This window comes from Streptomyces albiaxialis (genome assembly GCF_039530985.1).
Taxonomy (GTDB): Bacteria; Actinomycetota; Actinomycetes; order Streptomycetales; family Streptomycetaceae; genus Streptomyces; species Streptomyces albiaxialis.
In genome coordinates this window covers 252695-265556 of sequence record NZ_BAAAPE010000005.1, presented here as the reverse complement: position 1 = coordinate 265556, position 12862 = coordinate 252695, and the positions used below count along the sequence as shown (strand labels likewise).

At 74.3% G+C, this 12862-nt stretch carries 14 protein-coding genes; 7 read left to right on the top strand and 7 right to left on the bottom strand.

From position 1 onward, the window contains the following. The first annotated feature begins 1 nt into the window (after nucleotide 1). Nucleotides 2-1168, top strand: a complete 1167-nt coding sequence (locus tag ABD343_RS09255) for a CaiB/BaiF CoA transferase family protein (RefSeq protein WP_344526032.1) — start codon at nucleotides 2-4, stop codon at nucleotides 1166-1168. Next, on the top strand, nucleotides 1165-2007 hold the full coding sequence (locus ABD343_RS09250; RefSeq protein WP_344526030.1) for an enoyl-CoA hydratase/isomerase family protein: 843 nt from the start codon (nucleotides 1165-1167) through the stop codon (nucleotides 2005-2007). The genes ABD343_RS09255 and ABD343_RS09250 overlap by 4 nt, the downstream gene beginning before the upstream one ends. Nucleotides 2008-2025: 18 nt before the next feature. Here ABD343_RS09250 and ABD343_RS09245 read toward each other — a convergent pair whose 3' ends face one another. Beyond that, nucleotides 2026-2361 (bottom strand): cupin domain-containing protein, encoded by a 336-nt coding sequence (locus ABD343_RS09245; RefSeq protein WP_344526028.1) that lies wholly within the window; start codon nucleotides 2359-2361, stop codon nucleotides 2026-2028. Nucleotides 2362-2433: 72 nt separating this feature from the next. On the opposite strand from ABD343_RS09245, the gene ABD343_RS09240 reads away from it, so the two are divergent. Beyond that, on the top strand, nucleotides 2434-3429 hold the full coding sequence (locus ABD343_RS09240) for a GlxA family transcriptional regulator (RefSeq protein WP_344526026.1): 996 nt from the start codon (nucleotides 2434-2436) through the stop codon (nucleotides 3427-3429). Nucleotides 3430-3517: 88 nt separating this feature from the next. Next, the gene (locus ABD343_RS09235) at nucleotides 3518-5938 is read left to right on the top strand and encodes an outer membrane protein assembly factor BamB family protein (RefSeq protein ID WP_344526024.1); all 2421 of its coding nucleotides are present in this window, start codon (nucleotides 3518-3520) and stop codon (nucleotides 5936-5938) included. Nucleotides 5939-5983: 45 nt separating this feature from the next. On the opposite strand, the gene ABD343_RS09230 is transcribed toward ABD343_RS09235, so the two are convergent. Both ABD343_RS09230 and ABD343_RS09225 read right to left on the bottom strand, forming a co-directional pair. After that, nucleotides 5984-6577 carry a GNAT family N-acetyltransferase gene (locus ABD343_RS09230; protein WP_344526022.1) on the bottom strand — a complete coding sequence of 198 codons (594 nt, stop codon included), beginning with the start codon at nucleotides 6575-6577 and terminating at the stop codon, nucleotides 5984-5986. Between the two features lie 37 nt (nucleotides 6578-6614). Then, nucleotides 6615-7079 carry a PaaI family thioesterase gene (locus tag ABD343_RS09225; RefSeq protein ID WP_344526020.1) on the bottom strand — a complete coding sequence of 155 codons (465 nt, stop codon included), beginning with the start codon at nucleotides 7077-7079 and terminating at the stop codon, nucleotides 6615-6617. A 115-nt stretch (nucleotides 7080-7194) separates the two neighbouring features. Here ABD343_RS09225 and ABD343_RS09220 point away from each other — a divergent pair, with 115 nt between their 5' ends. From ABD343_RS09220 to ABD343_RS09210, 3 genes are all read left to right on the top strand, one after another. Continuing rightward, nucleotides 7195-8430 (top strand): cytochrome P450, encoded by a 1236-nt coding sequence (locus ABD343_RS09220; RefSeq protein WP_344526018.1) that lies wholly within the window; start codon nucleotides 7195-7197, stop codon nucleotides 8428-8430. 238 nt (nucleotides 8431-8668) lie between these two features. Then, entirely contained in the window at nucleotides 8669-9439 is a 771-nt protein-coding gene (locus ABD343_RS09215) for a D-Ala-D-Ala carboxypeptidase family metallohydrolase (RefSeq protein WP_344526016.1), read from the top strand. A gap of 14 nt (nucleotides 9440-9453) precedes the next feature. Then, nucleotides 9454-10041 (top strand): hypothetical protein, encoded by a 588-nt coding sequence (locus ABD343_RS09210; RefSeq protein ID WP_344526014.1) that lies wholly within the window; start codon nucleotides 9454-9456, stop codon nucleotides 10039-10041. A gap of 101 nt (nucleotides 10042-10142) precedes the next feature. Here the strand turns inward: ABD343_RS09210 and ABD343_RS09205 are convergent, their stop codons facing one another. The 4 genes from ABD343_RS09205 to ABD343_RS09190 all read right to left on the bottom strand — a co-directional run bounded on the left by ABD343_RS09205 (nucleotide 10143) and on the right by ABD343_RS09190 (nucleotide 12831). Beyond that, entirely contained in the window at nucleotides 10143-10451 is a 309-nt protein-coding gene (locus tag ABD343_RS09205; RefSeq protein ID WP_344526012.1) for a hypothetical protein, read from the bottom strand. 44 nt (nucleotides 10452-10495) lie between these two features. Beyond that, nucleotides 10496-10693: a hypothetical protein gene (locus ABD343_RS09200; protein WP_344526010.1), complete on the bottom strand. Its 198-nt coding sequence runs from the start codon at nucleotides 10691-10693 to the stop codon at nucleotides 10496-10498. 82 nt (nucleotides 10694-10775) lie between these two features. After that, a complete protein-coding gene (locus ABD343_RS09195; protein WP_344526008.1) occupies nucleotides 10776-11831 on the bottom strand; it encodes an ArsR/SmtB family transcription factor in 1056 nt (351 codons plus the stop codon). A 124-nt stretch (nucleotides 11832-11955) separates the two neighbouring features. Further along, complete coding sequence (locus ABD343_RS09190) at nucleotides 11956-12831, bottom strand: DUF6461 domain-containing protein (RefSeq protein ID WP_344526407.1); 876 nt, start codon at nucleotides 12829-12831, stop codon at nucleotides 11956-11958. Between the last annotated feature and the right edge of the window lie 31 nt (nucleotides 12832-12862).

The window sequence follows — 12862 nt, the reverse complement described above, 5'->3', positions numbered from 1 at the left end:
CATGCAAGCGCTCGACGCGATACGCGTCCTCGACTTCACCCAGATGATGCTGGGCCCCTTCGCCACCCAGGTCCTCGCCGACTTCGGCGCCGACGTCATCAAGGTCGAACGGCCCGCGGGGGAGTGGGAGCGGGACCTCGCCATGATGGGCGGGTACGTCGACGGCGAATCCGCGGCGTTCCTCGCGATGAACCGCAACAAGCGGTCGGTGGCCCTCGACCTCAAGGACCCGCGCGCGAGGGACGCGCTGCTGAAGCTGGGCGCGACGTGCGACGTGGTCGTGGAGAACTTCCGCCCCGGCGTGATGGACCGGCTCGGCCTCGGATACGAGGACTTCAAGGCCGTCAGGGACGACATCGTCTACTGCTCCGGGTCCGGCTGGGGCCAGGACACCGTCTTCGCCCGCGCGGGCCGCCCCGGCCAGGACCTCCTCATCCAGTCGATGTCCGGCCTCGCGGCCTCGACGGGACGCGACACCGACCCGCCGACCCCGGCGGGCACCGCCGTCGTCGACCACGCCACCGCGCTCACCCTCGCCAACGGCATCATGGCCGCGCTCCTCGCCCGCGCCACGCACGGCGTCGGACAGCGCGTGGAGGTCGATCTCTACTCGACCGCGATCGCGATGCAGTGCCAGGAGATCTCGGCCTTCGTGAACCAGGGCACCGACTACGAGCGGTCCGCGTCCGGCATCGGACAGGCGTGGCTCTCCGCGCCGTTCGGCGTCTACGAGGCCGAGGACGGCTGGCTGGCCGTCGCGATGGCGCCCCTGGAGACGGTCGCCGAGGCCGTCGGCGCGCCGCACCTCGCCCGCTTCGACGCCTGGGCCGAACGCGACGAGGCCAAGATGGCGCTGGAGGCCGTGACCCGGACCCGGACGGTCCGGCACTGGCTCGACGCGCTCCTCCCGCGCGGGGTCTGGGCGGCCCGGGTGCGGACGACCCGGGAGGCCGTGGACGAGCTGCGCGAGGAGGGCTCGGACCTCCTCGTGACCGTCGAGGGGCCGGCGGGCACCCCGGTCGAGCTGGTCGGCAGCCCCGTCTCGCTCAGCGCCACCCCGTGGCGCCAGCGGCTCGCCCCGCCGCGTACGGGGGAACACACGGCCGAGGTCCTCGGTGAGGTGCTCGACGCCGAGAGCCTCGCCGGACTGGTCGGTGAGGCCCGATGAGCGCACGCGAGGAGGCCCCGGCCGTGACGGCGGGCGAGGCCGAACGGCCCCACCCGCACCTGGTCGTCCAGGACCACGCGGTGGAGGGCGGCGGCCTCGTACGGGTGCTGAGGATCGACCGGGAGGAGAAGCTGGGCGCGCTCTCCGGCCCGCTCGTCGCCGCGCTCGGCGAGCAGTTTGTGCGCGTCCGCCAGGACCGCGAGGTACGCGCGCTCGTCCTCACCGGCACCGGGCGCGGCTTCGTCGCCGGTGCCGACGTGGGCGAGTACGTGGGCGTGAGCACCGAGGCATTCCTGGAGTACCAGCGCGCCTCGCGGCAGGTGTTCGACGCGCTCGAAGCGCTGCCGCAGCCCACCGTGGCCGCCGTGAACGGCTATGCCTTCGGCGGCGGCTTCGAGATCGCGCTGTGCTGCGACTTCCTCCTCGCCTCCACCGGCGCCCGGTTCGCGCTGCCCGAGGTCACGCTCGGTCTGATCCCCGGCGGCGGCGGGACGCAGCGGCTGGCGCGCGCCGCCGGCACCCGGTTCACCAAGGAGCTGGTGATGACCGGGCGCCGCGTCCGCCCCGACGAGGCGGTGCGGCGCGGCCTGGTGACCGAGGTCGCCGAGCCGGAGGAGCTGGCCGGAAGAGCCCTCGCCCTGGCCGTACGCCTCGCGACGCGCGCTCCGCTCGCGGTACGCGCCGCCAAGCGGGTCGTCGACGGCGGCGCGGCCCAGGAGCTGGGCGCCGCGCTCTCCGCCGAACAGGCCGCGCTGGGCGCGCTGTTCGACACCGCCGACGGACAGGAGGGCATCCACGCCTTCCTGGAAAAGCGCGCTCCCCGCTTCACGGGGACCTGACGCCGCCCGGCCCGGGCCTCAGCCCTCCGGGTAGAAGAGGAACAGCGTGCAGCCGGTGGTGGTCGCGGGGACGTGCCACGACCCGGCCGGGGCGTGCAGGAACGTACCGGCCGGGTGGTCGCGGGCCCCGTCGTGGAACGTGCCGGAGACCACGTAGACCTCCTCCGGTCCGGGCTCGTGGACATCGCGGTGCGGCCAGGAGGTGCCGGGATCCATCTCCAGCACATGGGCGTGCGCGCCGCTGGGCCCCTTCCACAGGGAGCGCAGCCGGATGCCGGGGAACAGCTCGCGTACGGGGGACGCGTCGGCGGTGACGGAGGTGTAGCCCTCCTGGTCGAGGATCTCTGGGTGCATGCCCGCAACGGTGCCGCGCGCGGGGCCGGGGCCGACAGAGACCGAGCCGACACCTCGGGGTACTTTCCTGCCATGCATCATGTGGTGGTCCTGGTACGGCCCGTGCAGTCGACGTTCGAACTCGGCTGCGCCGTCGAGGTCTTCGGCACGCGCAGGCCGGGCGTGCCCGCGCGCTACACCCTGGAGCTGTGCGCGCAGGCGCCCGGCCCCGTGGCGACGACGGGCGGGTACACGATGTCCGTGCCGCGCGGCCTCCGCGCGCTCGACTCCGCCGACACCGTGATCGTCCCGGGCTGGCTGCCGGTCGAGGACCCGCTCCCCGACCCCGTGCGCCGCGCGCTGCTGCGGGCTCACGCGCGAGGGGCGCGGCTGGTCTCGATCTGCTCCGGGGTCTTCGCGCTGGCCCGGACGGGACTGCTGGACGGCCGCGCGGCCACCACGCACTGGGCGCGCGCCGAGCAGCTCCGCCGCGAGTTCCCCCGCGTCCATGTGGAGTCCGACCGGCTCTACATGGACCACGGCGACGTCGCCACCAGCGCCGGGGCGGGCGCCGGGATCGATCTGTGCCTGCACCTGGTACGGCGCGACCACGGTGCCGCGTACGCGGCGCTGCTCGCGCGGCACATGGTGATGCCGCCGCACCGCGAGGGCGGCCAGGCGCAGTACGCGCCTCCGGCGCCCCCGCCTCCGCTCCCGCCCCCGGCCTCGGCCCCGGCGCCGCCCGCTCCGGCCGTGCCGCCGGACGACGACGCGCTCGACGCGTTGCTCGCCTGGGCCGAGGAGCGTCTCGGGGCGCCGCTGTCGGTGGACGACCTGGCCGCGCGCCTCGGTGTCTCGCCCCGCACCCTGGCCCGGCGCTTCGCCGAGCGGCTCGGCACGAGCCCGGGCGCGTGGCTGCTGGCCCGCCGGGTGTCGGCGGCCCGCGCGCTGCTGGAGGAGACGGACCTGCCCGTCGAGGCGGTCGCGGCCCGGGTCGGGCTCGGCTCGCCCGTCAATCTGCGTCGCCGCTTCCGTGCCCAGGTGGGCACGACCCCGGGCGCGTACCGGCGGGCGTTCCGCGTGCCCTGAGAGTTGTCAGGTTGACGGCGGTCTCCGCCGCCCGGCTACCCTCCGCCCGTACGGTCAGGGGGAATCGGGGGTCGGGGGGAGAGCGTTCATGGCACGACGTGCGCGTACGCGCGTCCGAGGGGGCACGGCCACGGCGGTGCTCTGCGCACTGCTCGTGGCCGGTGCCTGCACGGGCGGCGGCGACGGCGACGGTGACGGCGACAGGGACAAGGGCTCGCGTTCCACGGCACAGCCGGAGAAGCTGCGGAAGGCGTGGGAGACATCGATCGCCCCGAGCGACGACGCCGGCGGGACCGTATGGACGGGGCACGGTGTCCTCGTCCGGCAGGACGGCGGCCAACTCCGGGCATACGACGCGCGTTCGGGTGAGAAGCGGTGGACGCTGAAGGCGCCCGAGGGCACGAGCGGCGTCTGCGGGATGTCGGAGAAGCCGAACGGGGCCGGGCTCGGCGGGCTCTTCTTCACCGAGCGGAAACGGGGCGGGCAGGACCGCTGCAGCTACGCGGGCGCCGTGGACCTGGCCGACGGCAAGGTCCGCTGGGCGAAGCGCGTCGGCCCGAGGAAGGGCTCCGGGGCGCCCGACATCAGCATCGGCGACGAGGCGCTCACCGTCACCCTGGAGTGCTACGGCGTGAAGCAGTTCCGCGCGCGGGACGGCAAGTCCCTGGGCACACGCCTCAAGAGCGACAAGGCGTGCGCGCACGACGTGGACCACAACGGACGCCATCTCGCCGTCCGCGAGGCCCCCGTGGGGAAGGCGAAGGAGCGCGTGCCGGGCTGGATCCCCGCCGCCGAGGGCCCACCGGCCCACTTCGCGCTCTACGAGGGCGCGGACCCCGAGCCCGTATGGCGCACGAAGGTGGACCGCGTCGGCGATCACCTGTTCCGCATCGTCTCCGACGACCCCCTGGTCCTGAGCGTCAGCGAGGAGGGCCACAACCTCCTGCGGACGTACGGCCCCGACGGCGAACCCGTACGCACCATCGGCAAGGAACTGGGAGGCCCGTCCTCCGCCCCCGCCGGCGACGGCTGGAGCGGCCCGTATGTGCGGGGGAACACGCTGGTCAAGAGCTACGACCGGGACCCGGCGCTGTACGCGTACGATCTGCGCACCGGCAAGGTGCGGTGGAAGAAGCACAAGGACGGGGCGCGGGTCCTCGGCGTCCACCGGGGCAGGCTGCTCGCCCTGCGGCAGACGAAGAGCCCCAAGGGGATGCCCGTTCCGGTGCTCGTGACGTTCGGGATGCGGGACGGAGCGGAGCGCACCGTCGGGCGGATCACGGAGACCGGCGTACACACGCGGCTGTGGGTGGCGTGGGACGACGACCGGATCTATCTGCACCGCGCGGGCAGGGCGGGCAAGGCGAGCATCGTCGCCTACCCGCTGCCGCGCTCGGGCGGCGAGAAGCGGCGCTACGCCGCCGAGCCCGTGCCGTGGGACGGCGCGACCCCGCTCCGGAAGCGCGGCTGGCGCGAGGGCGATCTGCGTCCCGACGAGGTCGCCACGGCGTGCGAGGCCGTCTCGCCCACGGCGCGCAAGGCGCTGCGCGTGTACAGGAAAGGCATGCCGCCGCCCGAGGACTGCTCCTGGGAGGAGCGGTACGCCCCCTCGCACGCCGAGCGGAGGCTCGATGTCACGGTCACCGCGCACCAGCCGGGCGGGGACGGGGAGCCGGCGGTCTCGGTGGCGAGGAAGGCGTTCCGGTCAGCCGGCGAGGAGAAGAACGGGGACGGCGGGGACGGCGGGGACGACGGGGCGTTCGCCGGAGCGCACCGGCTCAAGGGGCTGGGCGACGAGGCGAAGTCCCTCGCGCACGGCTCGGTGCGGGACAGCGCGTCCGGCGCCCGCATCCTGGTCCGCCACCGCAACGTGACGGTACGCGTGACGGCCCGTACGGAGGCGCTGGAGGACGGCCTGCGGGGCGAAGTGCCGCCCCGCCACCGGGTGGAGGCGGCGGCGCGCGTGGCGGCCGCCGACGTGCTGAAGCGGCTCGGTGCCGACGTCCCCGGGTCCGCGAGGCGCCTCGCGGACCCGGCCGGGGGCGGGACGAGCGAGGCCGAGCCCGTCTGCGCGCGGCTCCGCTCCGAGGCGGCCCGCCTGGCACCGGGCGCCGAGGCGCTGGACACCACGCCGAAGGGCGGGGCCGACGGCCGGGTCACCGGCTGCGTCTGGGAATCGGGGGACGACCTGTCGCCCAGCCTGTCCGTACGGGTCAAGGCGGTGCCCGACTCCCCGCTGACCGGGGAGAGCGCGGCGGAACTGGCCGGGGACGCGGTCACCCCGGAGGACGGCGCCGAGATGCGCGGCCTCGGCGACGAGGCCCGTATCGAGCGTGACTCCTTCACCTTCCGGCGCACGGGCAACATGAACCGCAGGCACACCCTGACCGTCCGCGAGGGCAACCTGGTGGTGACCGTCGAGCATCAGCGCTGGCACCATCCGCCCAAGTCCCGGCTCGACACGGACGTACGCCGGGTGGCCCGGCGCGTGCTGAGCGCGTACGAGTGAGGACCGGCGCGCCCGGTCCCGGCCGCGCGCGGTCCCGGCGGGGCGTCATCCGGCGGGGTCCCGTTCGCCGCTTTCGCGGTCCTCCCGGGCGGCCCAGTCGGCGCGGGTGAGGGCGTATTCGACCTCGCCGTGCTCGCTACCCGGGATCGCCTCGGGCCAGTCGCCGGTGAACGTCCGTACGAAGGAGAGGCCGGACTTCTCCATGACGCGGCGGGAGCGGGCGTTGACGGTCATGGTGTTCGCGGTGACGCGTTCGACCCCGAGGTCCGTGAAGCCCTTGCGGATGAGGGCGCGGGACCCCTCGGTGGCGTAGCCGTGCCCCCAGGAGGCGCGGTTCAGCCGGTAGCCCAGCTCCACCACGGCGGGGCTGTCGTCCACGAGCGGGCGGAACTCGAACCAGCCCAGGAACACGCCGGTGGCCCGCTCCTCCGCCGCCCAGAAGCCGCGGGTGCGGAAGGCGGGGTGGTCGTGCAGGAGCTTCGGCAGGGTCCGCCGCAGGATGTCCTCGCGGGTGGTGGGACGGCCGCCGTTGATGAACCGGGTGACCTCGGGGTCGTTGTCGAGTGCCAGCAGGGAGTCGACGTCGGCCGGGGTGAAGGCGCGCAGCGCCAGCCGCCCGGTCTCCAGGAAGGTGGACATGGCGCGATCGTCCCCGGGCCGGACCGCGCCCGCCACCTCATTTCGGCTCGGGGTCAGCGACGGGCACGGGTACGGACTCGGCGACCGGCTCGGGGACCGCGATCGTGCCCTGGGCCACCGCGCACAGCGTCTCCGTGCCCTCCTCGTCCACGGCCGACAGGTCGCAGCGGCACACCACGCGCGAACGCCCCGCCCGTACGACCTCGGCGCGGGCACGGAGCAGGACGCCCCGCGCGGGGCGGAGGTAGTCGATGGCGAACCCGGAGGTGAGCAGCCGGGCACCCGCCACGGTGCCCGCGGCGAAGGTCAGGGAATTGTCGGCAGCGTAGGCGAGCACGCCGCCGTGCACGAAGCCGTTCTGCTGGCGCAGCTCGTCGCGGACGTCCAGCTCCAGCGTCGCCACGCCCTCGCCGAAGGACACCAGGCGGGCGCCGAGCAGCGCGCTGAACGGCTGGGCCGCCAGCACCTTCCGGGCGAGCGCCAGATCCGGGACGTCCGTCACACCACACCTCGATCCGTCGGGCCGAAGGGCCAGTCAACCACGGCCCGTTGAGCCCCGCGGCGGGCCCTCGCGCGTCTCTTGGCATCACCATCTACCTGACGCATACTCAGCTCCCGTGGTGGACGAGACGTACGACGGTGACGACGGCCGTTTCCCCTTCCCCGCCGCCGGATTCGGGGCGCCGCCCCGCGCGTACGCCGAGCGTCGGGCGCGCGGAGCGGTGGCGCCGGTGCGGCTGCCGAGCGGCGACGAGGTGCTGCTGGCCACCGCGTACGAGGACGTCCGTACGGTCCTCTCCGACGCCCGCTTCACCCGGAACCTCTGCCACGAGGACGCCCCCAGGCTCCTCCCCGGCCCGGACTCCGGCGCCGACCCGCACGCGCTGACCAGCATGGACCCGCCCGCCCACACCCGGCTGCGACGCCTCGTGCAGGGCGCGTTCACGCCGCGCCGGGCCCAGGAGTGGGAGCCCCGCGTCCGGGCGGTGACCGAGGAGCTGCTGGACGGGATCGTCGCGGCGGGGCCGCCCGCCGACTTCGTCGCCGAGTTCGCCTTTCCGCTCCCCGTCGAGGTCATCTGCCGACTGCTGGGCGTCCCCGCCGCCGACAGCGCGCTCTTCCGCACCTGGTCGGACTCGTTCCTCAGCCTGAGCGCCGCCGACGGCGCGCGCCGCGCGGAGCACGCCGCCGCGTTCCGCGCGTACATCGACGCGCTGGTGGCCGAGCACCGTGCCCGCCCCGGCGAGGACCTGGTGGACGAGCTGATCGCCGCGCGGGACGAGGGCGACCGGCTGACGGAGGAGGAACTCGCCCGCATGGTCCGGGGGCTGATCGTCGCCGGGCACGAGACGACGGCGAACGTCCTGGCACGCGGCCTGCTCACCCTGCTGCGCCACCCGGACCAGCTCGCGGCGCTGCGCGACGACACCGCAGACGAGGAGCCCGCCCGGCTGCCGGGCGCCGTGGAGGAGATCCTGCGCACCCAGGTCCCCGGGCACGGCGGGCTGCTGCGGGTCGCCACCGAGGACGTGGTGCTCCCCTCGGGCGCCACGATCCGCGCGGGGCAGGGGGTGATGGCGCCGGTGGCGGCCGCGAACCACGACCCGGAGCCGTTCGCCGAGCCGGACGCCTTCGACATCCGGCGCGGGAGCGAGACCCGGCATCTCGCCTTCGGCCACGGCCCGCACTACTGCCTCGGGGCCAACCTCGCCCGCGTCGAGGTACGGGTGGCGCTCGGCACGGTGCTGCGACGCCTCCCGGGCCTCGCCCTCACGGCCGCCCGGCCGGAGGAGCTGGAGTGGACCGCTGACAGCCGCGTATGCGGACTGAAAGCGCTGCCGCTCACCTGGTGAGGGCCCGGGGGTTGCGTGTCCGGGGCCGCCCCGCGCCCGCCTCGCGCCCGTCCCGCGTCCCACCTCGGCGCATGTGCCGTACTGGGCCCGCGCGGGCCCGGTACGGGACGGGCGGCGGACGGGGGCTCCGGTGGCGCCGTCACTGGCCCGCCCATTGGCAACTCCAACAGACTGTTGACGTGCACCTGTAAGGGCGGCACTCTCGGGGCCTTTGACGCCCCCCACTGGAGGTCCCCCCATGCACAGACGTTCGGTACAGGCGGCCATCGGGTTCGCGGCGGCCCTTGCGACCGCCGTCGGAGCCACCACCGTCGCGCAGGCGGAGACCGCGCCCAGCGCGGCGAAGACGCTCGACACCAGGCTGGCCGACGGCTGCTACACCTGGGACAAGGAACTGTCCGAAGGCGCCTCCGGCGACGCCGTGACCCAGCTCCAGATCCGCCTCGGCGGCTACCCGGCCCCTGGCGAGGTTCTGGAGCCGGACGGCAAGTTCGGCCCCCTCACCACGGCGGCGGTCAAGCGTTTCCAGAAGGCGTACGGCCTGCCCGAGACCGGCAAGGCCGACCAGGCGACGTTCGACAAGATCTACGGGCTGCAGAAGGACGACTGCAGCCCGGCCCACTTCGACTTCGCCGAGCTGAACACGTGCAACTCCGACTGGAGCGGCGGCATGGTCTCCGCCGCCGACGCCAAGGAGCACGCCAAGCGCACCATGTGGAAGCTGGAGGCGCTGCGCCACGCGATGGGCGACCAGCCGATCCGGATCACCAGCGGGTTCCGCTCCAAGCAGTGCAACGCGGACGTCGGCGGCGCCCCCGACAGCCGCCACATGTACGGCTACGCGGCGGACATGGGCGTCACCCCGCACAGCCTCTGCGACATCGCCAAGGCCTCCCGCAACCACGGGTTCAACACCATCCTCGGGCCCGGCTACCCGGACCACGACGACCACATCCACGTGGACCACAAGGACAGCAAGTTCTGGTCGGCGCCCAACTGCGGCATCTGACGGGAGACAACGCCATGAAGAGCATCCTCAGACCCCGGTCCACCCGTGCGCGCATGGCGGTCGCCGTGGCCGCCGGAGCCACGCTCGCGCTGACCGTGCCGGGCGTGGGCCAGGCCGCCGACGCCCCGCGCGCCGCCGGCGGTGTCGGCGCCGGAGTCGGCGTCGGCGGCGACGTCGGCGTCCAGGCCAAGCTGTCGCACTCCCAGGCCACCGCCAAGTTCCGGGCGGCGGGCATCACCTGGACCTCCAGCGGTGGCTGCTCGGACCGCAACAGACCCAACTGCACCTCGTTCGAGCAGATCAACTCCGCCACCGTGGACGGCGTGATCACGCTCAAGTCGGCCAGCGGCTGCGCCATCCGGCTCACCGGCGGCACCGAGACCGGCCACGCGAGCGGCACGTACAGCCACTGGAACGGCTACAAGGTGGACTTCGGCCTCACCAACTGCCTCAACAACTACATCCAGGGCACCTTCACCTCCATCGGGGGCTCGAAGTGGAAGTCGGGCAGCGGCAACGTCTACTACAAGGAGGGCAACCACTGGGACGTGACGTACTACAACTGCGGTGGCTGCCTCGCCGGTCAGCGGGCCGTGGGCTGACGGCCGGCACCTGACGGCACCTGACGGCACCTGACGGCACCGGAGACGGCCCGGCCCCCGACGGACGATCCGCCGGGGGCCGGTCTGTGCCGTGGGGGTGGTCAGGTCAGGGGGTTGAGACAGCCTGAGCGGGGGACCCATGTGTGAGCGCTGATCTTGTTGTTGGCCGGGGTCGAGAAGATGCCCAGCCGGAGCTTGTCGTTCCGCAGGTCGTCGACGTACAGCTCGCCCCGGGCCACGCAACCGACCAGGCCCTTGAGGTTCGCACCTTGCGTGACCAGGACATTGTTCACGCCACCGGCGTAGGTTCCGGTGTTGAGCAGCGAGGTGGCCCTGTCGTTTGCGGTGAGGAGGGCTCCGGCGGCCGCGGTCGCCGCTGCCGCCACGAGGGCAGCACGGATCATACGCATGGTGTCTCCCTCGGTTTCCCCGGAATCGGGTATCGGGTGTGTGATCAGCCGCGAGGGGCGATACGCGCGGCCCGGTTCAGGGCGGTCCGCCTCATGCGATGGGTGCGGACGCGGGCTGCGGACTTCGGCTGCGCGCGGTCCTGTGGCGGGTCCCCCGCGCAGCCCGCGAGCAGTACCGTCGTGGTGGTCGCGGCCACGAGCACCGCTGCCGGACCGGTGATGTCGACGATGCGCCGTCGCATGGCTCCCCCATGGCCTTCGCCGGTTGTGTGACAACAGGCTCTCGGCGGCGGCCGGTTCGCCGCCACAGGCTTCGACGCTGCTCTAAGCGTCGAGGGGGCTGCTGAACGGGCTGCCGAACGGCCCGTCGAGCGGGCCGTTCAGCAGCGCGAGCCCGGCGGGCGTGATCGTGTGCACCACGTGCCTGCTGCGGCGCACGCTCAGCAGCAGCCCGGCCCGGCGCAGCACGGCTGTGTGGTAACTCGCCGCGGCCTCGCTGACGCTGAACCGCTGGGCCAGCTCGCCGGTCGTACGGCCGGTGGCGACGTCCTCCAGGATCGCGGCGCGCGTACGGCCGATGAGCGCGTCGAGCCTCGCCCTCGGGCGCTCAGCCCCGCCCCGGATGCGGCGGGGCGGGCGGCCGGGCGTGTGCTGGACCGGGTAGACGAGGACCGGGGCCATGCCGGGGTCGGCAAGGGTGACGGGCCTGCGGACGCAGAAGAAGCTCGGCTGGAGCAGCAGGCCCCGCCCTTCGAGCCGCAGGTCGCGCGCGACCGGGTAGTCGGCGCGGAGCAGGGGCGGCTCCCAGCGCAGCACGGGGCGGAAGCCGTCCAGCAGTCCGGCGGTGCCGCCCCGCAGCACCGCGCGGGCGCGTACGGCCCGGTCGGCGTCCACATGGGCGCGGATGTGCGGCCAGAAGGGCGCGAGTGCCGACCGGTAGTACGCGCGCAGCGCGGCGCCCAGTTCGTGCAGCGACTCCGGGGCGCCCTCGGCCAGATGCCGTACCGCCCCCGGCCGCGCGGGTAATCGGCCGGGGGAGGCGGCGAGCCTCGCCAGGTCCCGGCGCAGCACCGCCCGGGGCGTGCCGAGCACCAGCTCGACCGCCTCCTCCAGTGCGGCCGACTGCTCCAGGCCGAGGCGGTCGCCCAGGTCGGGCGTGAGGAAGTCCGGGGAATAGCCGCGCGGCGGCAGCAGCGCCGCCAGCAGGGCGCTGCTCCGGGGCAGCCGGGGCCGGACGAGGCGGTGCCACTCGCGGAACACCGGCGGGACCTCCCGCGCCATGAGGAGCTGGAAACTGTGGGTGATCTCCCACAGCGGATCCGGGGCGGCGGCCACACGGACGCGCACGAGGTCTTCGGCGGTGAAATGAACCTGCAGCATGGGATCTCCGCTGGTGGCCTTCGTCGGGGAAGGGGTGCGGCATCTCAGCGTGCCCGCGAGGGCGGCAGGCGGCATCGCACACGGGGAGTAACCGTGGCTGCTCCCCGGGGAGATGAGGCGGCCCTCAGCGTATGAGGTGCGGCGGCAGCTCCACCCAGCGGCGCGGGGCGCCGAGGTCCATCGCCCGGCGTCCGTCGGCGATCCGGAGACCCGCCGCCGCGCAGCCGTACGCGAAGACGTTCGCCGCGTAGGGGAACTCCTGCGTGGTCTGCCAGAAGCGGAAGTGCCAGCGGGCGGGCGGCTCCGCCTGGTGAGGCGTGAGGCCGACCTCCTCGTTGCCCTGGTACTCGCCGTCGCGCGCGAGGGTCCCGTGGGTGCCGCCCTTCGGATTGACGTAGATCCCGTAAGCCTCGGTGCCCGCGGATATCGCTTCGAGGAGCGCCGCGTCGCTCGGCATGAACCCGTCCTGGACGATCACACAGCCGCCGGGGGAGCCGGGCACGGCGGCCACCCCCACATAGCGGTCCACCTCGTCGAAGTCCGTCGGGTCGAAGGGCATGTCCTCGCCGCCCGTACGGGGACACGCGGCGGGGTCGGCGCCCAGGCGCCGGATCACCTCGTCCTCGCTCAGATCCCGTACGAAGCAGACGCCGAGGCCCTCCATCCAGATCTCCTGCTCGCCGAACGCCGCCGTCAGCGCGTCCGCCTCCCGGAAGGCGGCGGCCTCCCCGGCGGGCAGCGGCCGCGCCCCCGGCAGCTCCGCGACGAGCGGCGCGAGCGGCGTGGTCAGCAGCAGGCGCCCCGGCGACCAGGGGCCGAGCTGCGGCGTCCACACGTCGGCCCCGGCGGCGATCAGCGCGCGGACGGCGGTCTCGTCCACGGCGCATGCCGCGTGCCACAGCGGGGTGTGCTCCCGGCCGTCCCGCGCGTCGGCCTCCGCGCCGCGCTCCAGCAGCACGGCCACCGCCTCCCCGCCGGCGTGCCGGGCCGCGAGGTGCAGGGGGCCCGAACCCTCCCACCGGGCAGGGGAA

Bases quoted from the DNA above. Each gene is read 5' to 3' on its own strand.
- ABD343_RS09255 (WP_344526032.1), top strand. From the start codon at position 2: ATGCAAGCGCTCGACGCGATACGCGTCCTCGACTTCACCCAGATGATG.
- ABD343_RS09250 (WP_344526030.1), top strand. From the start codon at position 1,165: ATGAGCGCACGCGAGGAGGCCCCGGCCGTGACGGCGGGCGAGGCCGAA.
- ABD343_RS09245 (WP_344526028.1), bottom strand. From the start codon at position 2,361: ATGCACCCAGAGATCCTCGACCAGGAGGGCTACACCTCCGTCACCGCC.
- ABD343_RS09240 (WP_344526026.1), top strand. From the start codon at position 2,434: ATGCATCATGTGGTGGTCCTGGTACGGCCCGTGCAGTCGACGTTCGAA.
- ABD343_RS09235 (WP_344526024.1), top strand. From the start codon at position 3,518: ATGGCACGACGTGCGCGTACGCGCGTCCGAGGGGGCACGGCCACGGCG.
- ABD343_RS09230 (WP_344526022.1), bottom strand. From the start codon at position 6,577: ATGTCCACCTTCCTGGAGACCGGGCGGCTGGCGCTGCGCGCCTTCACC.
- ABD343_RS09215 (WP_344526016.1), top strand. From the start codon at position 8,669: ATGCACAGACGTTCGGTACAGGCGGCCATCGGGTTCGCGGCGGCCCTT.
- ABD343_RS09210 (WP_344526014.1), top strand. From the start codon at position 9,454: ATGAAGAGCATCCTCAGACCCCGGTCCACCCGTGCGCGCATGGCGGTC.
- ABD343_RS09205 (WP_344526012.1), bottom strand. From the start codon at position 10,451: ATGCGTATGATCCGTGCTGCCCTCGTGGCGGCAGCGGCGACCGCGGCC.
- ABD343_RS09200 (WP_344526010.1), bottom strand. From the start codon at position 10,693: ATGCGACGGCGCATCGTCGACATCACCGGTCCGGCAGCGGTGCTCGTG.
- ABD343_RS09195 (WP_344526008.1), bottom strand. From the start codon at position 11,831: ATGCTGCAGGTTCATTTCACCGCCGAAGACCTCGTGCGCGTCCGTGTG.